Origin of the sequence: Gordonia sp. CPCC 205515 (assembly GCF_048537925.1) — a bacterium.
Lineage (GTDB): Bacteria > Actinomycetota > Actinomycetes > Mycobacteriales > Mycobacteriaceae > Gordonia.
The window spans coordinates 121,911-147,638 of record NZ_JBCLVJ010000018.1; the positions used below are offsets into that span (position 1 = coordinate 121,911).

The following is a 25,728-nucleotide window of genomic DNA, read 5'->3' on the forward strand; positions in this document are numbered from 1 at the left end:
GCCGTGGCCAGTTGTCGCGCATCTGCTCGCCATGACCACGTACGAACAACTTGGGGGGAGACGTCGTGACGTCGCGGTCCACACCCCACATCGATACCGCCCGCAGTGGTGCCGCCATGTTCGGTCTGTCGGCCGCGCAGTCCGAATTGTGGTTGGCACAACAACTACACCCGTCCGTGCCCTTCTCGATCTCTCACTACATCGACCTGCACGGACCCGTCGACACCGGACTGCTCGAGGAGTGCACCCGCCAGGCAGGGCGGGAATTGCAGTCGCCGCTGGCGAGATTCGCGATTGACGGCGGCGTGGTACGCCAGCATGTCCACGAAGGGGGCGAAGGCGAGTGCGCACGAATCGATGTCAGTGATCTGCCCGATCCCGCACAGGCGGCGCATGCGTGGATGAGCCGCGACCGGCTGCGCGGCGCCGATCCGACGGTCGGCGACGAGATCAACCGTGCGGCGATCTTCACTCTCGGGCCCGATCGATATCTCTGTTACGGGCGCAGCCACCATCTCGCGATCGACGGTTACGGGGCCGGTCAAGTGCTGCGACGGACAGCTGAACTGTATTCGGCCGCCGAGACGGGGATACAGGCGCCACCGAATCGAGCGATGCGACTGTCGGACATCGTGGCGATCGATCAGCGGTATCGTTCGTCGGCGCGTTTCGGTGGGGATCGCGACTACTGGCGAGAGAATCTGGCGGGCCTGGACCGTGTCACACGACTGAGCGAGCGTTTCGCCGCACCCTCGGCCACTCCGATCATCGCTCGGGCCACCATCGACCCATCAGACGTCCGGTCGGTCGAGATCGCGGCGCGCCGTACGGGTGTGGGACTGGCCGAGATACTGATCGCCACGTTGGCCGCGCTCCTCGCGCGGATGACGGGCAACGCCGATGTCACGGTGTCTCTTCCGGTTGCCGCTCGGACCTCCGCCGCCCTGCGACGATCCGCGGGGATGGTTTCCAACGTCGTGCCGATTCGCATTCCCGACGTTGCCCGCAGCACCATCGACGAGTTGATCGCGACGACACGGCTCTCCCTGATCGGCGCCTTGCGCCACCAGCTATACCGACACGAGGACGTACTCCGTGACATCGGAGTCGGCGTCGCCGGCCGTAGCGGATACGGGCCATTGATCAACATCCTGACGTTCCCCGAACACATCACCTTCGGCTCGGCAGTCGGCCGGGCCCACCTGCTCTCGGCGGGGCCGGTCGACGACATGACGATCAACTGCTATCGATTCGGCGCCGGATCATCCCTCACCGTCGAGTTCTTCGCCAACCCGGAGTTGTATACCGCGGACCAGATAAACGGGTACCTACGGCAGTTCATCGACGGCACCTCCGACATCGTTCGAGCGTCGGGTGCTGAGAATGTGTTCGACGTCGTCGGGTCGGGCTCGCGCATCGGCGAGGCCACATCTCGGCGGCGCAGTCATCCACGATTGCTCCCCGATCTCCTCGCCGATGGAGTCGGCGCCGGAGATCGGATTGCGATTCGTGGGCCCGAGGGCGTGATGACCTATCGCGAACTCGACGAGCGGAGCGCGCGGTGGGCATGTGAACTGATCGCTCACGGAGCCGGACCGGAAGTGATCGTCGCGGTCGCGTTGCCCAGGTCGGTGCACTCGGTTACCGCCCTGTGGGCGGTCGCGCGAGCGGGGGCGGTGTTCTTTCCGATGGACCCGGATGGACCGGCGGCGCGGGTGTCGAAGCTACTCACCGATTCGCGGGCGACCCTGGGCATGACAGTGACCGCTCGGCTGGCATCTCTCGCCTGCGCGACGGTCGACTGGTTGGTGCTCGACAGCGAGGAGTTCACCGCCGCTGCGGGAGCACGCCCGGTCACTGCGGTGACCGACGCGCACCGGACGCGGCCACTGCACACCTCGCACTCGGCCTATCTGATCTACACCTCCGGCTCGACCGGAGACCCCAAGGGCGTGTTGACGACCCACGAAGCGCTTGCCACGCTGGCCGACGACCTCGTGAGCCGGTACGGTCTATCGTCGGAATCGGTGGTGCCGCAAACACATTCGCCATACTGCGACGCGTCGATGCTCGAGTATCTCTCGGCTTTCGCGGTGGGCGCCGAATTGGTGGTTCCCGAGCCGGATATCGTTGCGGGTGAACGTCTTTCACGACTCCTCGAGGATAGCGCCGTCACCCATCTGCTGGTCACGCCCAACATCCTGGCGACACTCGACCCCCGTCGATTGGTTTCCCTGCAGGCCGTGGCCGTCGGCGGAGAGAAATGTCCTCCGACGCTGGTCGGTCAATGGTCGGATCGCGTCGCCATGTTCAACTCCTACGGCCCGACGGAATCGACCGTCGTGGTCACCCAGACCGAGCCGCTTCGCGCAACGGAATCGGTCCCCATCGGTCGAGCGCTGCCCGGCGTACAGCTGTGCGTGTTGGATGCCCGCTTGCGGCCGGTGCCGCGCGGGGCCCGTGGCGAACTGTACCTCGCGGGCGACTCCCTGGCCCGCGGATACCTGGGACAGCCCGCCGTCACTGCCCAGAGCTTCGTGTCAAACCCGTTCGGAGCCAAGGGCAGCAGAATGTACCGCACCGGTGATGTGGTGCGGCGGCAACTCGACGGCAACCTGGAGTACCTCGGACGCAGCGACGCACAGATCTCGCTGCGCGGCCAGCGAATCGAACCGTCGGAGGTCGAGCGGACCCTCATGGCGGACCCGGCGATCGATCAGGCGGCAGTGCGGGTGTGGACCTCCGAAGAGCTCGGCGACCGGCTGATCGGATACCTCACCACGACCGACGACGCACCCGTCGATCGTCACCAGGTGCTCGTGCGCCTGCGAAAGATCCTGCCTCCCGCAATGATTCCCGCCATGTTGGTCGAACTGCCGGAACTACCGATCAACCCCAGCAGCGGCAAGATCGATCGATCGGCGTTGCCCGACCCGACGAAGGTTCCGCGACCCGGGTTCCGTGCACCGCGAACAACCCATGAACGCACAGTTGCGGATGCGATCGCCGACATCACCGGTGCCACTGCCGTCGGCCTGGATGACAATTTCTTCGAGCTCGGCGGGAATTCGTTGCTGGGCGTCGAGCTATGTCGCCGACTGTCGGAGTCGACCGAAACCTCCATCCCGGTGTCGATGCTGTTCACCCCAACCGTGCAGTCCTTGTCCGAGGCAATCGACGCTCTGGCGACCGAGGGGAATGACGAACGGGCCGTAACGAGTTCGGCCCTGCAAACAGTCCTGCCGCTGCGCTGCGGTGAGAATCACTCGGCGACTCCGCTGATCTGTCTGCCCTCCGCGGTGCCGCTGTCCTGGTGCTATTCGGGGTTGGTGTCCTATGTTGCCGACCGGCCCATCTACGGACTCCAATCGCCGATGCTGGGCAGCGACCATCGTTGCTCCACCGTCGAGGACCTGGCCGAGATGTATCGCATCGAGTTGACCCGCGTGCATCCGCGCGGGCCATACCACCTGCTGGGCTGGTCGCTCGGTGGGCAACTCGCGCATGCGCTCGCGATCGCGTTGCGCGCCGACGGCCGTGACGTCGATCTGGTCGTCATGCTCGACACGGTGACTTTCGGGGAAGGAACCCCCGCACCGCAGCCGCCGACCATACGCGATCTCGTCACCCACCTGCAGGGCAATGAGTCCGAGACTCCCGATACCACGCCCCTGTCCCTCGCCGGGGCCGTCGATGTACTAGCCCACACTGCCGGGCCCGGCCGCGGCCTGACCCGCGCACAAGTCGAGGGCCTGCATCACGGGTACGTCGACGGCGTCGGGATGTCCACGGCGTACCGGCCCGCCCAGCGCACCGGAGACCTGCTGTACTTCTCGGCACGTAGAGGTGTCACCACCGGGCTCACCGCCGAGATGTGGCGTCCGTATGTCACCGGCACGATCATCGAGCACGAGGTCGAGGTGACCCACGCCCAGATGACCAACCCCGAAGCGCTCGCGGTCATCGGACCGCTCCTCGACGCCGAGTTGAACCGGCGATCATGAGTCGCCCGGGTCTGGGGCCGCGCGGCGGTCCGACCGCCGGCGGACCTGTGGACCGATATCGCGCCGCAGTCGCCGCATTCACTGCTTCGCTGGCTTCCGGCTTGCTCCTCATGCGTGTCTCCCGAGCCACCGGTCGGCCCCGCGCAACCATGCATCGGCTGTCGCGCCTGGGGCTGACAAGTGTCACCGCCATGGGGCTGGCCGTGGTCGCCAACGAGTTGGCGGGCAAACCGATCCTGTTCCTGCGCTGGTCCTATCTGCGGTTCCTGATGGGATTGCGGCGCATGGGCGCCACGTGGCAGGTCGGCGACGGCCGCGAAACCGCTCTCGCCGACCATGTCTGCCGGCACGCGCTGCCCGGTGACGTCGACGAGGCGATCCGCGCGGTCGACGAGTATTGCTATCGCAAGCGGTACCTGATCAATGTGGGTGACGAGAAGGGCCGCCTGCTTGATCGCGCCGTCACCGCGGCGCGCCCGCACCAGCTCTTGGAACTCGGCACGTACTGCGGTTACAGCGCGTTGCGTATCGCTCGGATGATGCCTGCCGACGCCGTCCTCTACTCCATCGAGTTCAACCCGGCCAACGCTGCAGTGGCGCGTCGGATCTGGGATCACGCGGGGGTCGGTGATCGCATCGTCGTCATCGTCGGGACGCTCGACGATGACGGACAGACGATCGCCGCGTTGCGTGACCGGCACCGGTTCGCCGAGGGAACCCTCGACTTCGTTTTCCTCGACCACGAGAAGAGCGCGTATCTGCCGGATCTGCGACGAATCCTGAATCAGGGCTGGCTGCACCAGGGTTCGGTGGTTGTCGCCGACAACATCGCTTATCCGGGTGCCCCGGAATACCGCACATTCATGCGCGACCGGGAAGGTCTCGACTGGCGAACGTATGAGCACCACGCGCACGCCGAATATCAGAGACTCATCAAAGACACCGTGTTCGAGTCGACTTACCTTGGTCGATGATGTCTGGCCACCAGAGGCCGCTGATGTCGTGGAGACATGGAGCGGGTGCTCATGGTGGTGGCCGTCAGTCGGATCGATCGTCGGCACTGACAGAGGTGATGGGGAGCTGCAAGGTGAACTGCGCGCCCGCGTCGGGTCCGACGCTGTGCGCGGTGAGTGTGCCGCCGTGGGCTTCGGCGATGGCGCGGGCGATGGTCAGCCCGATCCCGCTGCCGCCATGTGTGCGCGTCCGGGCCGGGTCTGCGCGGTAGAACCGGTCGAACAGATGCGGCAGATGCTCTGGGGCAACGCCCTCGCCGCTGTCGGTGACGGCGATCTCGGCCCATCCATCTTGCGAGTGGGTGGTGGCGACGGTGACGGTGCCCCCGACCGGGGTATGGCGCAGAGCGTTGTCGAGAAGGTTGCCGAGGACTTGTCCGATCCGTTCCGGGTCAGCGGTCACCGGGGCAGTGTCGGTGAGGTCACCGATCAGTTCGACGCCGGCGGCGGCATAGCGATCAGCATGGCTGCGGACCGCGGCGTCGGCCAGCGTGCGGGATTCGGTGTGGACGGGGTTGTGGGTAGGGCCGTGTTCTTGTGCACGCGAGACGGCGGCGATGTCCTCGGCGAGCCGGCCGAGTCGGGCGGTGCTCGTCCGCAGGATGGCGAAGGTCTCCGTATCAGGCAGGCGCAAGCCGTCCTCGAGGGCTTCGAGATGAGCATCGAGAGTCGCCAGGGGCGTGCGCATTTCGTGCGCGAGGTCGGAGAGCATGCGTCGACGGGTGATCTCCACTGCGTCGAGTCGGTCGGCAAGTTGGTTGAATGTCTCGGCGAGCTGGTCGAATTCGCGGCCGAGGCCGACACCGGTCAGCCGCGCCGAGTATCGGCCGCCGGCGATCTCGCGCGCAGACGCAGCGACCTCGGTGATCGACCGTTGGACGCGGCGGGTGAAGTACCAGCTCACCGCGAGTGCGGTCAGACTCGACACGAGTAGCGCGATCACCAGCGAGAGGATCATCGCCGACGTGAATGCTTGCTCGACGTGGCCCGTCTCGGCCTGGGGATGGGCGATCCCGGCCTCTTTCAAGTGCTTGTGGAAGAGCTGCGGGGCCACCGCGGCAGCGACCAGCCAGACACTCACTGCACCGCCGATGACAACGATGGCCTGCGCCGCCAGAAGGCGGGTGCCGAATCCCGTGCCGCGACGCATCGATGTGGTGACCGGCGGTGAGGTCGTCATTGTCCTGCTCCCATGCGATACCCGACGCCACGCACGGTGCGGACATAGACGCCGCGGGTGGCGTCGTCACCGAGCTTGCGTCGCAAATGCCCGATGTGCACGTCGACGAGATGTTCGTCGCCGATCCAACTCGGGCCCCAGACCGCGGAGATCAACTGGGCTCTGCTGAACACGACGTTCGGACGCTCGGACAGTGTGGCGAGGACGTCGAACTCGGTGCGGGTCAACGCGATCGGAACGTCGTCGACCCACACCTCGCGGCCGGCCGGGTCAATCGTCAAGGGCCCGAACACTCGGTGCCTCGGCGCTGTGGGCACAGCGGTGAGCTCACTCGAGGTTCGGGGGCGGCGCAGCATCGCTTGGATGCGGGCGATGAGTTCACGGGGACTGAATGGTTTGGTGATGTAGTCGTCCGCGCCGACCGACAAGCCGACCAGGGTGTCGACCTCGTCCGCACGGGCGGTGAGCATGACGACGTAGGCATCGGAGAAGGTACGCAGCCGTCGGCATACTTCAATGCCATCCAGACGGGGTAATCCCAGGTCCAGCACGACCACGTCGGGATCCACCCGTCGCGCGCTCTCGACGGCGTCGATGCCGTCGTAAACGATTGTGACGTCGAAACCGCCACGCTCGAGGTATGTGGCCATCACTGTCGCAAGTGGTCGCTCGTCCTCGACCACCATGGCGCGCAATCCAGTTGACGCGGTCACGGGGATGCCGGCCAGAGCTGACCGCTGCGGTTCATCGTCGGACACCATGTCCCCATGGTGGCCAGACTCGCGGCCGACGGCACGTTTCTTCAGCGAACCTTCATCAAATGGCTGTCATCGGCGTGGGGTAGGGCGTCCAGACTCTGATACGAACACGGAACAAAGGAGGCGGCTCGTGATGTGGGGATCGGGCCTGATGGCCGGAGGTGGCTGGCTGGTCATGCTACTGGCGATGGCGGCGTTCTGGGTGGTGGTCGCGGTCGGGATTGCCGCATTCTTCCGTCCGGGAAACCGCGGACGAGACTCACGTGCAGATCGGACCGATGACCCGCTGTGGGTCTTAGAGGACCGATTCGCCCGCGGTGAGATCGATGCCGATGAGTACTGGGCTCGTCGTCGGGCACTTCGCCCACCGCAGTGACCTCGAAAGGAAGGCCCGACCGGCACAGCGACGTCAAGAGATGGGAAGGAAAACGAGCATGGTCAGGACCACCGTGGTCGAGGTAGGCGGACTGCAATGGGCGACGTCGTCGGCGCCGATCGAAGCCGAGCTCGGTCGGCGCCCGGGAGTGGTCTCGGTGACGGCCAACGCAATGAACCAGACGGCAACCGTCACCTACGACCCCGACCACACCTCGGTATCGAAACTCGCGGATTGGGTGCGCGAATGCGGTTATCACTGCGCCGGGCGTTCGGTACCCGACCACGTGTGTGACCCGATGGGTGAACCCGGGGCGGGCACTGCTCCTATGCCCGCAGCGGAGAGCGTGCTGGGAGACCGTGACGTCGATGCCGGAATCGAGGCGCACGCCGAACACACCGCGCAGGAGGCAATGGGGCACGGCGGGCACGCCGGCATGTCGATGGATGCGATGGTCCGCGACATGCGTAACCGGTTCCTGGTCGCGCTGGTGCTGTCGATACCGATCATGCTGTTCTCGCCGATGGGGCGCGACATGCTGGGGTTCGCCGTGCCGACGCCGTTCGGCCTGCGGGACGACGTGTTCACCCTGGCGCTGAGTCTCCCGGTCATCTTCTACTCGTCATGGATCTTCTTCGACGGTGCCTATCGGGCTGTGAAGGCCCGAACCCTGGACATGATGGTGCTCGTCGCCGTGGGTGTGGGCACTGGGTGGCTCTACAGCGTCGGGGTCACCCTGACCGGCGGCGGGGACGTGTTCTACGAAGCCGCTTCGATGCTCGCGACGTTCGTGCTCCTCGGACACTGGTTCGAGATGCGTGCCCGGGGCGGGGCCAACGACGCCATCCGCACGCTGCTCGAGCTCGCGCCGCCCACGGCGGTGGTCGTGCGTGACGGTGAACCGGTAGAGGTCTCCACCGCTGAGATCGTGGTCGGGGATCTGTTGTTGATCCGCCCGGGCGCCAAAGTCCCGGTCGACGGGATCGTCGAGTCCGGCAACTCGGAGGTAGACGAATCGATGGTCACCGGCGAGAGCCTGCCGGTCGAGAAGGCCGAGGGGTCGGAGGTGATCGGAGCATCGATCAACACCACCGGCACGTTGCGGGTGCGTGCGACACGGGTGGGATCGGACACCGCATTGGCCCAGATCGTCGCACTCGTGCAGGAAGCCCAGAACTCCAAGGCTCCCGGCCAGCGTCTCGCCGACAGGGCAGCATTCTGGCTGGTACTCGTCGCCCTGATCGGTGGCGTGCTCACCTTCGTCGTGTGGTGGGCGGTCCGAGGCGACGTCCAGGTTGCATTGCTGTTCGCGATCACCGTCGTGGTCGTCACCTGTCCGGACGCGCTCGGCCTGGCCACGCCCACCGCCATCATGGTTGGTACCGGGTTGGGCGCCCAACGGGGGATTCTGTTCAAGAACGCGGGCGCACTGGAGACGTCCGCCCATGTCGACACCGTCGTCATGGACAAGACCGGCACCCTCACCAAAGGCGAACCCGAAGTCACCGAGGTGATCACCGGCGACATCGGAGAAGACGAACTGCTGACCATGGTGTCGGCCGTCGAGGCCGAATCCGAACATCCCCTCGCCGGCGCGATCGTCCGGTACGCCGCGACCCGACGTATTCCGCCGGGTCCGCTGGAGAACTTCCGCACCATCCCGGGGCAGGGTGCCGTCGCGCAGGTGGGTGGGCGGCGCATCGCCGTCGGCAATCAGACACTGATGACGTCCGAGCACGCCGATGTCGACGTGTTGCTGAATCAGCGCGCCGAGTTGACCGCTGGTGGACGCACTGTTGTCCTGGTGGCTGTCGACGGCCGCGGTGTCGCGGTCATCGCCTTGGCAGATGCGGTACGCGAGACCTCCGCGGCGGCGGTACAGAGGCTGCACGACCTCGGTGTGGAAGTGGTGATGCTCACCGGGGACAACGAGGTCACTGCGCGGCGCATCGCGGGGCAGTTGGGTATCGACACAGTCATCGCCGAGGTGCTGCCCGGCGAGAAGGCCGACAAGGTCGCTGATCTCCAGCGTGCCGGCAAGAAGGTCGCGATGGTCGGCGACGGTGTCAACGACGCTCCGGCGCTCGCGCAAGCGGAGTTGGGCATCGCCATCGGTGCCGGCACCGACGTCGCGATCGACACCGCTGATGTCGTGCTGATGCGTTCGGATCCCCTCGATGTGCCCATCGCGGTACGCATCGGTCGGGGCACCTTGCGCAAGATGCGACAGAATCTGGGGTGGGCCGTCGGATACAACACCATTGCGTTGCCGATCGCCGCAGGCGTGTTCGAGCCGGTCGTGGGACTGGTGCTGCGCCCCGAGATCGCCGCGTTGGCGATGTCGGGTTCAAGCCTGATCGTCGCGGTCAATGCGCTGATGCTCAAACGGTTGCCGTTGCCGCACCCACCTCGCGCGCAGGACGCGACGTGAGCCACGACGCCGGGGCGGGATTGTCCGTCCACCGGTAACGGCGACGAGATGATCACTTGTACGACTTGACAATTCGGCGCACACGATGGAGGTGTGCGGTACACGCCGGACGACCCGGCAGAGAGGATGCGAAGGTGAAGGAGACGTCCCGCAGGCAGGTTCTGCTCGGTGGACTCGGACTGGTGGGGGCCGGAGTGCTCGCGTCGTGTGGGTTCACGTCGGGTGGGTCTTCGACGAGATCGGCGGCCACGTCATTCGGAGTGCCGAGTCCGGTCGATGCCGCGCCTGGGCGCCGTGTCGTCGAGGCATCGCTCAGCGCGCAGGAGATGACCGTCGACCTCGGTTCCGGAATCACCGCGCGGACGTGGGCCTACGGCGATCTCGTGCCCGGCAAAGTCCTGCGCGCGACTGCGGGTGACGTCATCCGGGCGAGGGTGACCAACCGGTTGCCCGCCGACACCACGATCCATTGGCATGGCGTGCATTTGCGCAATTCTGCCGACGGGGTTCCGGGGGTCACTCAGGACCCGATCGCATCGGGTGACACCTATGTCTACGAGTTCACCGCACCCAATGCCGGGACCCATTTCTTCCATCCGCACGTCGGCGTGCAGATCGACCGAGGCCTGTATGCTCCCCTGATCATCGACGACCCGAACGAACGCGGCGACTTCGACGACGAGTGGATCGTCGTCCTCGACGACTGGACCGACGGGGTCGGACAGAATCCCGACGCCATCCTTGCCGATTACAAAGCCCAGAACGGATCGCTCTCCAGTATGGGCGGCATGGGTGGAATGGGCGGCATGGGAACTGCGATGCCCGGGATGGGAGGGGCGTCGAAGTCGGTGCTCGGGGACGCCGGCGACGTCAACTACCCCTACTACCTGATCAACGGCCGCGTCCCCGCCGCGCCGACGTCGTTCACGTCGAAACCCGGCCACCGCATCCGGATTCGAATGATCAACGCAGGTGCGGATACGGTTTTCAAGGTCGCCCTCGGCGGTCACCCGATGACGGTGACCCACTCCGACGGCTTCCCCGTGGTGCCCCGCACGACCGGGTCCCTCTACATCGCGATGGGCGAACGCTACGACGTCATCGTCACCGCCGGCGACGGAGTGTTCCCGCTCGTCGCCAACGCCGAGGGAAAAACCGGCCAGGCGCTCGCCTTGTTACGCACCGGCTCCGGCACTGCACCGTCTGCCACGGCACATCCCACTGAACTCGACTCGACGGGACTGCTGGGGTCCCAGGACCTCACCGCGACCGAATCGGCCAGGCTGCCTACTCGACAGCCAGACGGCACTCTCGACGTCACGCTGAACGGACAGATGAAGCCGTACGGCTGGGGCATCAACGGCAAAAAGTACGGCGAAGACACCCCGATGACCGTGCACGCCGATCAGCGTGTCCGGATGCGCATGACCAACATGACGGCGATGGTGCATCCGATGCACATCCATGGCCATAGCTGGGGTTTGCCAGCCAGCGGCGGTTTGCGTAAGGACACCGTACTCGTCCGGCCGATGCAGACGATCGTCGCCGACCTGCAGGCCGACAATCCAGGCGACTGGGCGTTCCACTGCCACAACATTTATCACGCCGAGGTGGGCATGATGACCACCGTCAAGTACGCATGACAGCGACCACTTCTCGAACCGATCGGCGTACCAAACGTCGAGCAGACAGGATTGTGACAAGGCTCAGCGGCTTCTCAGTGGAAGTGCTAGATAGTGAGTCCGAAAGAGATTTTCGACCGTGGAGGGTGCAATGTTGTCAGTTCGGTGTGATGGTTCCCGCACACCTGTGACGATCGGCTCGTGTCCATGGCCCCTGACCGTCCACGGGGCACCGGACGCTCGTCGGTGGGATGGCTGAGCAGTGCGCGTTTTGGTGGTGGACGACGATCGGGGTGTCGCCGAGACGGTGCGTCGTATGTTGCTGGCCGAGGCCTGGGTCGTGGACGTGGTGCACGACGGGATCACCGGTCTGGAGCGCGCGACGACCGACCGATTCGACGTGGTGGTGCTCGATATCATGATGCCCGGCCTCAACGGCTATGAGGTCGTACGCCGGATGCGTAGCGTGGGCAATTGGACGCCGGTGCTGATGCTGACCGCGAAGGATGGCGAGTATGACCAGGCGGACGCGCTGGATTTCGGTGCGGACGACTATCTGACGAAACCGTTCTCGTTCGTGGTGTTCGTTGCGCGGCTGCGTGCGTTGGCGCGCCGCGGTGCGCCGGAGCGACCGTCGATCTTGCACGCGGGTAGTCTCACGCTGGATCCGTCGGCGCACGTGGTGCGCCGCGCTGATGTTGAAGTGAGTTTGACCCCAAGGGAATTCGGCATGCTCGAGTTCTTGATGCGACACAAGGGCGAGGTCGTGACCAAGGCCGAGATCCTCGACTCGGTGTGGGATATCAACTATCGGGGGGATGAGAATGTGGTCGAGGTGTATGTGAGCTACCTGCGTCGACGAATCGATACTCCGTTCGGCTGCAAAGCAATTGAGACCGTTCGTGGGGTCGGTTACCGGTTGGCGACCGACGGTGGCGGGTGACATCAGCGAGTGCGTAGGGGTATTGACTTGTGGGCGTCGACTACTCGTGGTCGACCCGGATGATGTGACCCTTCTTGGCGGGTATATCAATGGCGTTGAGACCGCGAAGTGTGTAGGTGGTGTCTCGGTACTCGATTCGGATTCGGGCGCCGGGGATGATCCCGGAGTCGACGAGTCGTCGCATGAGGTCGTCGTCGGCCTGTGCGTCTTCGGAGATCGATCGGACGGTGGCCACCACGGGCCGTGGTGGGCGCCCGATGTCGATGAGACGGGTCGCCGGTGGGCGGGGTCGGTAGTCGACGCCCAGTTCGCCGAGCCCGGGAATGGGGTTGCCCCAGGGTGATTCGGTGGGGTGGTCGAGGAGACCGAGTAGACCGCGCTCGGCGTCGTCGCTCATGACGTGTTCCCATTTGGATGCTTCGGCGTGGACGCGCAGTGCCGGCACGCCGAGGAGATCGCAGAGCATCCGTTCGGCGAGACGGTGTTTGCGGGTGACAGCGGTGGCGATGGCGTGGCCTTCGGGGGTGAGTTCGAGGTGGCGTTCGATGCTGGAGTCGACGAGGAAACCGTCTCGCTGAAGTCGGATGACGGTTTGCGACACAGTGGGGCCGGCCAGTCCGAGGCGCTCGCTGATTCTGGCGCGCCGGGTGATGAGGCCGTCTTCGGCGACGTTGTAGATGGTGCGCAGGTAGGTCGCCGAGGTGTCGATGAGGCGATTCACAGGTTTGGGCTTCTCTTTCACCACTTGTGCGAGCGGCTGGACGGGGATGGGAAGGGCGGTCATGAATCGGCCGGTAGGGAGAATCCGACGCTGGCCCCGCCGGTCGGGGAGTCGGTGACGCTGACCGTGCCGTGGTGTGCGCGAACGATTTCGGTCACGATGGACAGGCCCAGCCCCGAGCCACCTTGACTGCGTTCGCGGGCGGTGTCGAGACGAACGAATCGTTCTGTGACGCGTACTTTCTCGTTGTCCGGGATGCCGGGTCCGTTGTCGGAGACGGTGATGGTCGCGGTGTCCTGGGCGGGGTCGACGCTCATGGACACGGTGATCGAGTCCCGGGTGTGGCGAACGGCGTTGTCGGTGATGTTGCGCAGTGCCCGAGCCAGTTTCTCGGCGTCACCCCGGATGCGGACCGCGACGATGTTGGCGTCGATGGTCGATCCGGTGAGCGCCTCGAGGCGAGTGACCTCCGCGCTGACGATCTCATCGAGATCGACGTCGTCGATGCGTAGGGGCACTCCGCTCTCGTCTGCGCGCGCCAAGAGCAGCAGGTCGGCCACCATGTTTTGCAGGCGAAGCGCTTCGGGCAGCATGACTGTGTCGATGGTCTCGACGTCGAGCGAGTGATTCTTGACGCGTGCCAGGTCCAGCAGTCCGACGAGAGTGGTCAAGGGGCTGTTGAGTTCGTGGGAGGCGTCGTTGACAAACCTCAGTTGTTCCTGGCGGGCGGTTTCGATGCGTCCCAGCATGTCGTTCATGGTGCTGGCCAGGGTGGCGATTTCGTCGCCGCCGGCGGGAACGGGGACACGTTGGGTGAGGTCGCCACCGCTGATGTCGTCGACCCGGCGGCGGATGTCGTCGACGGGCTGCAGCGTGCGGCCGACGAAATAGTGGGTCAGCACAGCCATTCCGGCGACAATGAGCGGAAAGACGATGCAGCACAGAATCGCAACGGTGATCACGGTGGTGTTGATCGGTGTCTCAGCAGCTCCGACCATGATGGTTCGTGGTCCGTCCGACGTCGTGACTCCGCGCGCGGTGGTCTGGAATTCCTCGGCCGAGTAGTACTGCGCATGGGCTCCGTGGATGACACGCTGCTCGCCGGGAGCCAGTGGCGGTGACATCGGACGGTCGAATCGCTTCTCGTTGGTCAGTCTCAGTGTTCCGGATGCGTCGACGATCTGGATGACTGCAACGTTCTGGTCGGTGCTCAGCAGGGACGGGTCGATGCCGCGTTCACCCTCGTGGGTGAGCGTCGTGGCGATCTGCTCGACGCGAGCCGAGGTGGCAGCGTCGGCCGACCGCAGCAGCACGTGGCGCAGAGCGAACACCATGATGACCGCCGCGACCGCCAGTGCAACGGTGACGAGAGCGGTGGCCAACACCGTCAACCGGGTGCGGACCGGGCGAAACCAACCGCGGATACGCAGGTAGATCGCTTTGACTCGGGATGGCACCTGCCGACCATAACGTCTGCGTCGACGACGACGGCAACCTCACTCAGCGTCTCCTAAGGATAGTTAGGAAAGCATCCCCTTATGCGAATGTTGTGTCTCGTTCACTGCGGGCGTACCACCGCACATGTGCCGGTGTTGCGGTGACGTCACCGGAAGAATCCACCTCGCGCAATGGGCAGTCCGCGTCGGAGGGTGGTCGGCGGCTGTCGCGACGCGCCCTGCTCGGGGTGGCCGGCGGTGGGCTCGCGGTCGCGGCGGCCGGCACGGCTGCGGCCACGGTCTTGGCACGGCCGGAGGAAACGTCGGCCAGAGTGGTCGACTTCCGAGGAGCGCGACAAGCCGGGATCGTGACCGCGACTCAGGACCGTCTGCATTTCGCCGCGTTCGACGTGATCACCTCCGATCGCAGCGAGCTGGTGAGGTTGCTGCAGGAGTGGACAACGGCGGCCGAACGGATGACGCGCGGCGCGGAGACGTGTCCGGACGGGGCGGTCGGCCTGGGGGCCTATCACTCGCCGACCGACACCGGTGAGGCGTTGGGACTCTCGCCCGCGAACCTGACCTTGACCGTCGGATTCGGACCGTCCCTGTTCGGGCCTGACGAGAGCGACCCGAACCGGCCGGACCGGTTCGGTCTGGCGCGCCGGCGACCGACAGCACTGGCGCCTCTCGCGGCGTTCGCCGGTGACGACTTGGAACCCGCCCGCAGTGGCGGAGACATATGCATTCAGGCCTGCTCGGACGATCCGCAGGTCGCCGTGCACGCGATCCGCAACCTGGCGCGGATGGGCTTCGGGGTGGTCAGCGTGCGATGGTCGCAACTGGGTTTCGGCCGGACCTCGAGCACGACCACCGGTCAGGAGACCGCGCGCAACATGTTCGGTTTCAAAGACGGCACCGCCAACCTCAAGGCCGAGGACCACGCCGACATCGATCGCTGGGTGTGGGTGGGCACTCACGACAATCCGCTCCAAGCCGGATGGATGGCCGGTGGCACGTATCTGATTGCGCGTCGCATCCGCATGCACATCGAACGCTGGGACCGCACCACGCTCTCCGAGCAGGAACTCGTCATCGGGCGGAGCAAGGGCGAGGGCGCGCCGCTGGGCAAGACCGCGGAGTTCGACGAACCGGACTTCGCAGTGAGTAACGGCAGTGGACCGATGATCGCGCGGACCGCGCACGTACGCCTGGCCCACCCGGACAATCTGGGAGGGGTCCGAATCTTGAGGCGCGGCTACAACTTCACCGACGGCTCCGACGGATTCGGACACCTCGACGCCGGTTTGTTCTTCATCGCGTTCTGCCGAGACCCCCACCGTCAGTTCGTCCCGATGCAACGCGCGTTGGCCGCCGATGACGCGATGGGCGAATACCTCACGCATACGGGGTCGGCGCTGTTCGCCTGCCCGTCAGGACTGTCCGATGGGCAGTGGTGGGGGCAGCAACTCTTCGACGGGAGCGCGACATGACCTCGACCAGTCCCTCGATCGCCGCTCAGCTGTTCGGAAGTGGGCTGATCGGCATCCGGGAAGGCCTCGAGACCGGCATCGTCGTCATGGTGCTCGTCGCGTTCTTGGTCAAATCCGAGCGACGCGACGCGCTGAAATGGTTGTGGGCCGGCGTCGCGGCGGCGGTGGCGATGGTGATCGCGATCTTCCTCATCATCCACTTCGGCACCTCGACGGTCTCGACGCTGACCGCCGAACTGATCGCGGGAATCGCCTCCTTGGTCGCGGTGACCATCGTGACCTTCATGGTGTTGTGGATGAGCAAGGCATCAGCCCACATCTCCGCGGACCTGAAGGCCGGCCTGTCCACGGCGCTCATCAGCGGCGCTCCGGCGGTCATGGGCCTGGCGTTTCTCGCCGTCGGCCGTGAGGGTGTCGAGACCGCGCTCCTGATGGTCGGCTACGCCGAGAGTGTGTCTGGCGGGCTCTGGCCCCTGCTGGGGTTGGTGCTGGGCGTACTGGTGGCCGTTGCGCTGACAGTGTTGCTGTACCGGGGTGCGGTGCGCCTCAACTTCCACACGTTCTTCCTCTACACCGGCATCTTCCTCATCTTCGTCGCCGCCGGCATCCTGTCCTACGGGGTGCGGGCGCTGCAGACCGTCGGTTGGCTTCCGTCCAACTCTCAACTGGCCTTCGACATCTCGGCCACATACGATCAATCATCCTGGTATGGAACCGTTTTCGCCGGGATCTTTAACCTTCGGCCCGACCCCACAGTGCTGCAGGTGGCGGCGTGGTGTCTGTATGTGGTGATCGTATTGACTCTGTTCCTGCGAGCGAATCGAATCCCGCGCCCGGCCCCGCCCGTCACCGATTCACCATCCGAAGCCCCGGCCACACCTGACGCCGGTCTCTGAAAGGAAGCAAACCAGGTGAACAAAACACTCACCGTCCCGATCACGTTGGTGACGTTGACCGTGGCCGTCCCGACGTTGCTCGCGGGGTGCACGGCCAAGGCCAAGGACAGTGCACGTGGTGGCGTCACGTCGACCAATGACACGTGTGATCTCGACAGCACCCGGGCCACCACCGGCGACGTCAACTTCATCATCACCAACGACGGGTCGAAGGTGACCGAGTTCTATTTGTACGGCAACAACAACCGGGTGCTCGGTGAGGTCGAGAACATCGGTCCGGGGTTGTCGGGGACGCTGACGGTCGAGGTGACAGACCCAGGCACCTATACCGTGGCGTGCAAACCGGGCATGGTCGGCACGGGTATTCGCAAGGAGATCACGGTCACCGGCGACACGAAGCACAAGCAGGACGTGCCGGAGAATGTCGTTGCCGCCAAGCAGCATTACCTGGGCTACGTCCGCGGTCAGGTGAACGGTCTCGTCGCCCAAACCCAGGTGTTTATCGGCCACGTCAAGTCCGGCGATCTCGATGCTGCGCGAGCGCAATTCGGACAGGTACGCACCTTCTACGAACGCATCGAGCCGGTCGCCGAGTCGTTCCCCGAGCTCGACCCCGCCATCGATATGCGTTGGGACGACACCGAAGACGGGAAACAACCGTTCACCGGATTCCACCGCGTCGAACGCTACCTGTGGCCCCCGCAGCCGCAGGAGATCGGTGACGCGCCCGGTCAGATCGCGCCGGCCGACGCCGCCAACGCGAAGACCGCCGACACCCCAGCGAACATCACCCAGCCCGCCGATGCGTTGCTGGCCAACGTCACCCAACTGAAGTCCGAGGTCGACAAACCGGACTTCACCTTCGAGACCAGACAATTCGTACAGGGACCGCAGGCATTGATCGACGAAATCGCCCGCACCAAGGTCGGGGGAGAGGAGGACCGCTATTCGCACACCGACCTCTGGGACTTCGCCGCGAACGTGGACGGCGCCGAATCCCTGATCGCGGAGATGCAACCCATGATCGTGGCGAAAGACCCTGCGTTGATGGACAAGATCACCGCGCAATTCACCGATGTGCGCGCCGCGATCAACCAGTACCGACAAGACGACGGGTACGTTTCCTACACCGCGGTCACGCCCGAGCAGCGAAAAGACCTGTCCGACAAAATCGATGCGTTGTCAGCCGCGCTGTCGCAGGTGCCGGGAATCGTTCTCGGCTGAGCTCTGCCCCCGGTCCATGATGACCGTGAGCGCTCCGACGTCGCGCGACGTCGGAGCGCCCCGTGCGATCAGTGTCCCGTATCGGGGGTGTCGCCGGGTTCGGGGCGGTCAGGCTGTCCGGTTCGGTCGGTCTGATCTGCGGCCCCGGGGGTATCCGGGGTGTCGCCGGGTTCGGGGCGATCTACCGACGCCGATGCCGGCGCGACCTGAGCGGCCGGGGATGAGGTGACAGCGTGCGCCACACCCACTCCCGCGCCGACCGCCATGACGACACCCGTCGCGGCCGCGAGGACGGCCCGGCGCGTCTTTCGTGCCCGCCAGAAATTGGGGATAGACATTGTTGAGCACTCTCCTGATGTTGTGACCGCCTCGGTGACGGTCTTCTACCAGGCTCGCTCGGGCGCACTGTGAGTTCGCTGAGCTCCACTGAGTGACTGACCAGATCGCGGCTCCGATCGTCAGCGTGGCTGCCCCACAGGCTGATTGCGGTCGTCGACACGCGCCATGCAGAGCAGATCGGAGGTGGTGCCGGTCAGCCGAAGCGCGTCGGGCAAGAGGCGATTGGCGACCGTTGCGGGAGAGATCGGCCGATGGTTCTCGCGTGCGTACTCGAGGCCGGCGACGATGGATGTCAGCGGCTCGGTGAGTTGGTGTGACGCGTCGTTGACGAATCGTGTTTGCTGCGTGCGCGTGTGGTCGAGTCGCTCGAGCAAGTCGTTCATTGTGGTTGCCAGCGCCGCGATTTCGTCGCCGGTGGGCGGTACGGTCAGTCGTCGGTGGAGGTCGGTGGGTGAGATGTGCGCGACCTGGTCCTCGAGTTCTTCCACCAGTCGCAGGCTGCGCCCGGCCAGGTGGTGGGTGAGAATCGCCATACCGAGCACAACAGGGGGAAACACGATGCAACACAAGACCGCTATGGTGCCGACGATTCGATGAATCCGGTCCTCGGCGACGCCGACGACGATGGTGACCGGAACACCGTCGCGGGTGACAGTCGAGGCCACCGAGGTCCGATACTCCAGGGGTGCAGGATCGGCGCCGGTCGGGTGCGCGAGCGATGTCCGAAGGCTGCCTGTGCTGGTCGCCAGGATGTGCCCGTCGGCGGACAGCACTTGGATGACGTCCACGTCGCGTGCCGGGGCGAGGAGGTAATGATCGAGCCCGGTGATCGATTCGGTGCGCAGATCGTTGACGATCTGGGTCGCACGTGCCGACGCCGCCGCGTCGGCACCGTGCACCAAGACGATGTTGATGGCGAGTACCAGGGCAACTGCGGCAATCGTGAACGCCAGCGTCACCATCGCGGTGGCGAGCAAGGTCAGACGTACCCGCACCGGCACGCCAGAGTCACCCGGCGGGAGTTCGCTGCTGCGCCACCTCCATTGCACGGGGCAACCCTAGCCTGGGGTGCCAGGCTGATCACAGCTCTACTCAGCGTCTACTAAGCCTCGGCGGCACAACATGAACTCGTGCCTATGACTCTGACTCGCCGGGTGGCGGCGACGCTGTTGCTCACGATCGTGTGTGCCGTGGGGATCGCCCTGGCGTACAACGGCGGGCCGATCGGTATCGATCGTCAAATCATGTCCTCGATCCTCGGCCATCGTAACGATGCCTTGGTGCCGGGGGTCTCCGCGATCTCGGATCTATTCGGTCCGCTGATGGTGACGGCCTGGACGGCGATCATCGCGATCGTGTTCATCCTCCGCGATCGGACGATCGGCCGTGCCGCGGCAGTCGTCGCCGGCGTGACCGCCGCCGCGATCGTTGCCGAGATAGTGAAACTCGCCGTGGCCCGCCCGCGGCCGCCGTTGCAGTACCATCTCGCGACGACCGAGATGACCTACTCCTACCCGTCGGGACACGTCACCGGGACGTGCGCGTTGGCGGTCACCACCGCACTCGTGGCCACCGTGACGGCTTCGGCGGCGGTGCGTCGCTGGGCGGTGATCGCCGCGGTGATGGTGACCGTGTTCGCCGCGGCCACCCGCCTGTACTTGGCGGTGCACTGGATGTCCGACGTCCTCGCCGCGTGCGCGGTGGGAATCGCAGCGGCACTGGTTATCCCGGGCCTTGTTGCCGCCGGTCTCGACGAGTTGCGCCAACGCAGACCCGAGCTCCCCGCATGGTGCTCGGCCCGACCCCTGCCGACGACGACACGAAAGCAGACCTATGTTCATCGATGACATCGATCGCACCCGCATTCGGCGGGCGTGGAGCAAGGTTCCCGAGGTCACCATCTATTTCTGGATCATCAAGATCCTGGCGACCACCGTCGGTGAAACTGCCGCCGACTATGTCAACACCACCCTGGGGTTCGGGCTCCAATGGACCACCGTGGTGGCCGCCGTGCTGTTGGTGGTAACCCTGGCCGCACAATTTGCGGTGAGCCGCTACATCCCGGCCCTGTACTGGTGGACAGTGCTGCTGATCAGCGTCACCGGCACCCTGATCACCGACAACCTCACCGACAACCTTGGTGTGCCACTGACGACCTCGACCATCGTGTTCGGTGTCGCGCTGATCGTGGTGTTCGCGGTCTGGTACCTCGTGGAACGCACGCTGTCGATTCACTCGATCCGTACCCGACGCCGAGAAGCGTTTTACTGGTTGACCATCCTGGTCACCTTCGCGCTGGGCACCGCGGCCGGCGACCTCGTCGCTGAAAAACTTGCGCTGGGATACTGGGTGTCGTTGCTCATCTTTGCGGGCATCATCGCCGCCATCACCGCCGCCCACTACCTGCTGCACCTCAACGCCGTCGTCGCGTTCTGGGCCGCCTACATCGTGACTCGCCCTCTGGGAGCGTCGTTGGGTGACCTTCTGACCCAACCTACCGATGCCGGCGGACTCGGAATCGGCACCACCATCACCAGTCTGGTCTTTCTGGTGGTCATGGTGATCCTGGTGGCCTACCTCAGTGTGACCAAGGTCGACCGCATCGAGCAACGCGATCTGGGCCGAATCGTCGTGACCCGCTGATGGACAGGCAACGCGCCCCCGATCGACGGCGGCGGCGGACGATCACCGCCCGGCGACCGATCGAGCCGTCTGGTCTGCAGGATCCGCCACGCTCCTCGCGGGCCGTGGCGATCCTGATGCTCATGTCCATCGCCATCGGAGTGTTCGTGGCCTCGACGTCGTACAGCCGGGCACTCGGTGCGCCGGGATATGCGTCGGTGCCCGACAAGACCTCGGCGTGGGCGCGGGATCATCACCTCGGGCCGGTAGTGGAGATCGTCGAGAACTGGCTCTACGGGCGACACCACCCGTCACAGGCGGCGGCCGATGTTCACCAATTCGGCACCGCACCGACACGCCCGGCAACCGATGTGTCAATGCCACTGCCCACCTTGCCCATTCCCGTCGGCGCCACCACCGCTCCCGCCTGGACGCCGGGCGCGCAGGACGGTACCGGTCACCCGCTGGTCTACACCGCGCGCTTCGAACCAGACCGTCACTACCCCAGCGTGGTTGCCGCCGTGGCCATCATCTCCTCGACCACGCGCACACACCTGGGCCTTGGCACAGCCCAGCTCGCGGCGAAAGATCCGATGAGTCTGGCCCGGATACCTGCCGAGCACCTGCCGTCGCTAGTCGCCGAATTCAACTCCGGATTCCGCTTCCGCGACATCACCGGCGGCCTGTACTTTCACCATCGCAGCTACCTGCCGCTGCAGCCCGGGCAAGCCTCGGCGTTGGGGCGGAGACCTGTTGGCGCGCCAGTACACGTGGCGTTCAGCACTGGGGGTCGATTCCGTCGGCAACATCGTCTACATCGCCGGCGATCAAGTCGATCTATCGATGCTTGCCCGCGCCGCCGCGCAAGCGGGTGCCCGTACCGCCATGCAACTCGACATGCACTCCGGAAACTCATTGCTGGCCCAGTGGGTGCGTGACCCCGCCACCGGCCAGCTCCACCCCCACAAGCTTCTCGACACCATGCGTGGCTCCGCGGCCCGGTACCTCGCACCCGACCGTCGTGACTTCTTCTACATCACCGCCAACGGCGCCGTGAGAACGCCCACGCGTCGAGTCCGCTGACCAACGGGTAGCAAGTGCCCGCCACTCCTCAGTGCTCTCACCAGTGCGGCGACAAGCGGACCGCACCAAGGTAACTCGATCTCGTTCATCCTCGTTTCAAGTTGAGATCACACCCGCTTGTTCATCAGGAGGGACCCGATCTCGACTCGATGACATTCGACTACCTGGCCCAGAATGGCACGTGAACGCCGGCCAACGGTCACTCAGAGGATTCTCAGCACCGAGTCGGCACACTGGAGCACATTCCGGTTGAAGGGTACGAGGGTATGTCGATACTGTCTGCGCGACAGTGCTACTCGTCGCGTCGCGAGGTGCTGATCGTGGTGTCCGTCGTCGTCGTTCTGGTGGTACTCGCGAGCGGATGCGCGGGATTTCGATTTGATTCGAACCAGGCGTCGCGGATCGTTTCGCGGCCTGCGCCGACAGCTTCGCCCGCGCACGTCGCTCCGGTGCGGCTGTCGTATCCGAGCACGGGCACGCCGGACCCGCGGCAGAACATGGGTGATCTCTACCTTCCGCCCGCGCCAGCGGTCCCGGGTGGCACCCTGCCACTCGTGGTGCTGGTTCATGGTGGTGGATGGCAAGCCGCCGGAGGCGACCTCCGGGGCCTGGCACCCGTGGCACGGGCGCTGGCCGCGCGCGGGATCGCGGTGTTCAATGTGGAATACCGCCGCGTCGGGTCGGGTGGTGGCTGGCCGACCACGCTGATCGACGTCCGTGACGCCACTGACTTCGCCGATACGCTCTACCAACGCTTCCCCGTTCTCTCGCGTGGTCGGATCGTGCTCGTCGGTCACAGTGCCGGAGGGCATCTCGCGCTGTGGGCGGCCATGCACGCCCGGCCGGCGCCGCGAGCGGTGGTCTCGATCGCCGGCCCATTGGACCTGACGTACGCGGCGCTGCACGGAGATCGCAATGTAACAAAACTGCTCGGCGGACGCCCCGACCAGGTGCCCGCACGTTATGCGCTTGCCGATCCGAGTCGACTGCCCGCGCCCACCCTGCCGGTGGTACTCATTCAGGGCACACGCGACCGTGTGGTGCCAACTCACCTGATCGAGCATTACCTCGAAGACATCACCGGACCGGTTCGGCCCGTGGCCATCTCGCTGAAAGGCGCCACCCATACCTCGCCGGTCATTCCCGGCCGCACAGGCTTCATGACCGTGATCGACACCATCACGCGCCTGGCGCACTCTGCTCCGGGGTTCCTCGAGGGCGGGCGGGTCCGTGTGCAGATCCGCTGACGAGGACCGCGGTACCCGACAAAGTTACGGAGTTGGTCGGAGGGCCAGATGAGCTCTATCGGCGATACCGTCGTGCGGATCAGCCCCACGCTGGCAGTGGTGGTTGTGGTGCTGGCAGGGCTAGCCGTGACCACCAATTATCTTGGTCAGACCGGGTACTGGCGGGACACGGTCGTCGCGACCCTCCGTGCTGTGGTGCAGTTGGCCGCTCTAGCTGCCGTGCTCGGTGTGGTTATCCAAAAGCTCTGGGCCTCAGCACTGTTCGTGATAGCCATGGGGTGCGTTGCCGCGTGGACATCGGCTGGCCGAGTTGCGCATCGCCGTGCGACATTCCGGCGATCTTTGCGGTGTGTGCTTCCGGTGGCGCTGGCCACCATCGTCATCGTGACGGTCATGGTGATGATCGGGGTCCTGCCGCCGACGGGGTTGGCGGTGATCCCGACCGCCGGGATCATGTTCGGTGGAGCGATGAACACCACCTCACTGGCCGGCCGCCGCGCGCACGACGAACTGGTCACCCGCCGCGGCGAGGTCGAAGCCGCGTTGTCGCTCGGACTCCTCCCACGCGATGCGCGTCTGGAGATCTGTCGGCCGGCGGCATCCGATGCGCTGGTACCCGGCATCGATCAGACCCGCTCGGTCGGGCTGGTGACCATTCCCGGAGCGTTTGTGGGCATGGTTCTCGGTGGCGCGTCGACGACCGACGCCGCCATCATGCAACTGTTTGTGCTCATCTCATTGTTGGCCGTCAGCGCGATAGCGGCGGTGATCACGACCGAGATGGTCGCTCGGGAGCTGCTCTAGCCGCCGGCATACCGAGTTGGCGGATGCGGTCGAAATCCTCAAGGTAACAACGACTTTTCGCGCGGGAGACTGACTCGCGACACCAGTGGTGTACGCGCTCGTTCCAAGGATCGGGAACCGTTCGCGCTGCGATGCGTGCACAGCGTGCACCACTACCGTGTATCCGGTAACGTACGCAGCCTCATGGAGTTCGAGGGGACTTGACGTGGCCGAGCAAATCACGAGGGCTACGGCGCCGCACTCAGCCGTGCCGAGTAGATCGAGTACCCATCGATCCACCGGGTGATCGCGGTGGCCAGTGCAGTGGCCACCAGCATCGGCACCATCATTCTCAATCCACTGCCGGTGAGTTCGAGCACCAGCACAAGGGCCGCCAGTGGTGCCTGCATTCCGGCACCGATCATGGCCGCGGCACCGATCATGGCGTAGGCACCGACCGGGCTGCCGGGCCAGACCATGCTCCACAGTGAGCCCAGAGCCGCACCCAGTACCGCGCCCGTACTCATCACCGGGGTGAACAGACCGCCTGAGGCGCCGCTGCCGAGACACAGCGCGGTGACGAACGGCTTGAGGATGCTCAGGGCGGCGAACAATCCGACGGTTCCGATCCCGAGAAAGGCTTCGTGCGCCATGCCCTTGCCGTTTCCGTAGAGTTGCGGAAACTCGAGCGCGAGCGCGGCCAGGATGCCGAATGCGACCAACGGCGCGAACAGCGACGGCCAGCCAGTGATCCGATGGTGCGAGATCCAACCGATGAGCCGGATGTATCCGGCAGCGAGCACACCGACGATCGGTCCAGCGATCAGCGCCCAGACCAAGAGTCGGTTGTCGTACCCGTAATCGGCTATGCCGGTGTAGGTCAGGTCACGTGGCAGATAGATCCACGCCACCCAGGTCGCCGTGGCCGAACACACCAGTGCGGGCAGTACGACGGGCAGATTCATCGAGCCGATCAGCACCTCGGCGGCGAACAGCGCTCCACCGAGTGGAACGTTGTACACGGCAGCCAGGCCGGCGCCCGCGCCGCAGGCGACCAGGAGTCGGGTCTGGCCGGGGGTCATCTTCAACCACCCGGAGAACACCGTGCCGGCAACCGCTCCGAGCAGTTTGGGTGCGGCCTCCCGGCCGAGGGACGCACCGAGACCGATGACGATCTCGGAGATGATCGAGGTGCCGACGCTGCGCGGCACCGAGAGCCGGCCCTCACCCGTCCACAGCACCTCGTCGACCTCGGACTTCTGTCCGGCAGTGAAGCGTCGCAGCAGATACCACGCAACGCCGCCGAACACACCGGCGATCATCAATGGTGCGGTACGTCGCCACGGACTGGCCGCGGTGACTGCGTCGGTGAAGCCGCCCTGGTTGCCGTTGACACCGAATGCGGCGTGCTCGACGCTGAACAGCAGCCACATCAGCGCGGCACCGAGAAGTCCGGCGGCGACGCCGGTCGCGAGGACGAGCATCCAGAAGCGGACGGTCAGTCGGGCGTCGCCATCGCCGGTGACGTTGGGTTGCAACATTGCGCCCCGGCCAGAG

The 25,728-nt window shown here is 65.4% G+C and carries 21 protein-coding genes; 14 read left to right on the plus strand and 7 right to left on the minus strand.

All coding sequences use genetic code 11. The features are described from left to right. The first annotated feature begins 65 nt into the window (after positions 1-65). Both AAFP30_RS24415 and AAFP30_RS24420 read left to right on the plus strand, forming a co-directional pair. Complete coding sequence (locus tag AAFP30_RS24415; RefSeq protein ID WP_419232631.1) at positions 66-4,004, plus strand: amino acid adenylation domain-containing protein; 3,939 nt, start codon at positions 66-68, stop codon at positions 4,002-4,004. Positions 4,005-4,195: 191 nt separating this feature from the next. Continuing rightward, positions 4,196-4,978, plus strand: a complete 783-nt coding sequence (locus AAFP30_RS24420) for an O-methyltransferase (RefSeq protein WP_419232685.1) — start codon at positions 4,196-4,198, stop codon at positions 4,976-4,978. A 64-nt stretch (positions 4,979-5,042) separates the two neighbouring features. Here the strand turns inward: AAFP30_RS24420 and AAFP30_RS24425 are convergent, their stop codons facing one another. Together AAFP30_RS24425 and AAFP30_RS24430 are read right to left on the minus strand one after the other, a co-directional pair. Further along, on the minus strand, positions 5,043-6,197 hold the full coding sequence (locus AAFP30_RS24425; RefSeq protein WP_419232632.1) for a sensor histidine kinase: 1,155 nt from the start codon (positions 6,195-6,197) through the stop codon (positions 5,043-5,045). Further along, positions 6,194-6,883, minus strand: a complete 690-nt coding sequence (locus AAFP30_RS24430) for a response regulator (protein ID WP_419232686.1) — start codon at positions 6,881-6,883, stop codon at positions 6,194-6,196. The genes AAFP30_RS24425 and AAFP30_RS24430 overlap by 4 nt, the downstream gene beginning before the upstream one ends. Before the next feature lie 205 nt (positions 6,884-7,088). Between AAFP30_RS24430 and AAFP30_RS24435 the strand changes: the two genes are divergently transcribed. The 4 genes from AAFP30_RS24435 (at position 7,089) to AAFP30_RS24450 (ending at position 12,327) form a co-directional block, all read left to right on the plus strand. Continuing rightward, the gene (locus AAFP30_RS24435; protein WP_419232687.1) at positions 7,089-7,331 is read left to right on the plus strand and encodes an SHOCT domain-containing protein; all 243 of its coding nucleotides are present in this window, start codon (positions 7,089-7,091) and stop codon (positions 7,329-7,331) included. Between the two features lie 58 nt (positions 7,332-7,389). Then, on the plus strand, positions 7,390-9,762 hold the full coding sequence (locus tag AAFP30_RS24440; RefSeq protein ID WP_419232633.1) for a heavy metal translocating P-type ATPase: 2,373 nt from the start codon (positions 7,390-7,392) through the stop codon (positions 9,760-9,762). 134 nt (positions 9,763-9,896) lie between these two features. Next, positions 9,897-11,405, plus strand: coding sequence for a multicopper oxidase family protein (locus AAFP30_RS24445; RefSeq protein WP_419232634.1), 1,509 nt, complete (start codon positions 9,897-9,899; stop codon positions 11,403-11,405). A 241-nt stretch (positions 11,406-11,646) separates the two neighbouring features. After that, positions 11,647-12,327: a response regulator transcription factor gene (locus tag AAFP30_RS24450; RefSeq protein ID WP_419232635.1), complete on the plus strand. Its 681-nt coding sequence runs from the start codon at positions 11,647-11,649 to the stop codon at positions 12,325-12,327. Between the two features lie 40 nt (positions 12,328-12,367). On the opposite strand, the gene AAFP30_RS24455 is transcribed toward AAFP30_RS24450, so the two are convergent. Both AAFP30_RS24455 and AAFP30_RS24460 read right to left on the minus strand, forming a co-directional pair. After that, on the minus strand, positions 12,368-13,111 hold the full coding sequence (locus AAFP30_RS24455) for an iron dependent repressor, metal binding and dimerization domain protein (RefSeq protein ID WP_419232636.1): 744 nt from the start codon (positions 13,109-13,111) through the stop codon (positions 12,368-12,370). Continuing rightward, a complete protein-coding gene (locus AAFP30_RS24460; RefSeq protein ID WP_419232637.1) occupies positions 13,108-14,505 on the minus strand; it encodes a sensor histidine kinase in 1,398 nt (465 codons plus the stop codon). Before AAFP30_RS24460 ends, AAFP30_RS24455 begins: the two co-directional genes overlap by 4 nt. 140 nt (positions 14,506-14,645) lie before the next feature. On the opposite strand from AAFP30_RS24460, the gene efeB reads away from it, so the two are divergent. From efeB to efeO, 3 genes are read left to right on the plus strand one after another with little or no spacing between them, the layout of a single operon-like run. Next, positions 14,646-15,977: an iron uptake transporter deferrochelatase/peroxidase subunit gene (efeB, locus tag AAFP30_RS24465; RefSeq protein ID WP_419232638.1), complete on the plus strand. Its 1,332-nt coding sequence runs from the start codon at positions 14,646-14,648 to the stop codon at positions 15,975-15,977. Continuing rightward, positions 15,974-16,873: an iron uptake transporter permease EfeU gene (gene efeU, locus AAFP30_RS24470; protein WP_419232639.1), complete on the plus strand. Its 900-nt coding sequence runs from the start codon at positions 15,974-15,976 to the stop codon at positions 16,871-16,873. The genes efeB and efeU overlap by 4 nt, the downstream gene beginning before the upstream one ends. A 15-nt stretch (positions 16,874-16,888) precedes the next feature. Then, positions 16,889-18,097: an iron uptake system protein EfeO gene (gene efeO / locus AAFP30_RS24475; protein ID WP_419232640.1), complete on the plus strand. Its 1,209-nt coding sequence runs from the start codon at positions 16,889-16,891 to the stop codon at positions 18,095-18,097. Between the two features lie 68 nt (positions 18,098-18,165). Here efeO and AAFP30_RS24480 read toward each other — a convergent pair whose 3' ends face one another. Both AAFP30_RS24480 and AAFP30_RS24485 read right to left on the minus strand, forming a co-directional pair. Beyond that, positions 18,166-18,435: a hypothetical protein gene (locus AAFP30_RS24480; protein WP_419232641.1), complete on the minus strand. Its 270-nt coding sequence runs from the start codon at positions 18,433-18,435 to the stop codon at positions 18,166-18,168. A 120-nt stretch (positions 18,436-18,555) separates the two neighbouring features. Next, the gene (locus tag AAFP30_RS24485) at positions 18,556-19,485 is read right to left on the minus strand and encodes a HAMP domain-containing protein (protein WP_419232642.1); all 930 of its coding nucleotides are present in this window, start codon (positions 19,483-19,485) and stop codon (positions 18,556-18,558) included. 87 nt (positions 19,486-19,572) lie between these two features. Here AAFP30_RS24485 and AAFP30_RS24490 point away from each other — a divergent pair, with 87 nt between their 5' ends. The 5 genes from AAFP30_RS24490 (at position 19,573) to AAFP30_RS24510 (ending at position 24,192) form a co-directional block, all read left to right on the plus strand. Then, a complete protein-coding gene (locus tag AAFP30_RS24490; protein ID WP_419232643.1) occupies positions 19,573-20,283 on the plus strand; it encodes a phosphatase PAP2 family protein in 711 nt (236 codons plus the stop codon). Next, positions 20,270-21,079: a hypothetical protein gene (locus AAFP30_RS24495; protein ID WP_419232644.1), complete on the plus strand. Its 810-nt coding sequence runs from the start codon at positions 20,270-20,272 to the stop codon at positions 21,077-21,079. The genes AAFP30_RS24490 and AAFP30_RS24495 overlap by 14 nt, the downstream gene beginning before the upstream one ends. Before the next feature lie 122 nt (positions 21,080-21,201). Beyond that, a complete protein-coding gene (locus AAFP30_RS24500) occupies positions 21,202-21,996 on the plus strand; it encodes a hypothetical protein (protein ID WP_419232645.1) in 795 nt (264 codons plus the stop codon). Positions 21,997-22,407: 411 nt separating this feature from the next. Then, entirely contained in the window at positions 22,408-23,388 is a 981-nt protein-coding gene (locus tag AAFP30_RS24505) for an alpha/beta hydrolase family protein (protein WP_419232646.1), read from the plus strand. Positions 23,389-23,436: 48 nt separating this feature from the next. Next, positions 23,437-24,192 (plus strand): ABC transporter permease, encoded by a 756-nt coding sequence (locus tag AAFP30_RS24510; RefSeq protein WP_419232647.1) that lies wholly within the window; start codon positions 23,437-23,439, stop codon positions 24,190-24,192. Between the two features lie 227 nt (positions 24,193-24,419). Here the strand turns inward: AAFP30_RS24510 and AAFP30_RS24515 are convergent, their stop codons facing one another. Then, complete coding sequence (locus tag AAFP30_RS24515; protein ID WP_419232648.1) at positions 24,420-25,712, minus strand: chloride channel protein; 1,293 nt, start codon at positions 25,710-25,712, stop codon at positions 24,420-24,422. Positions 25,713-25,728 lie beyond the last annotated feature (16 nt).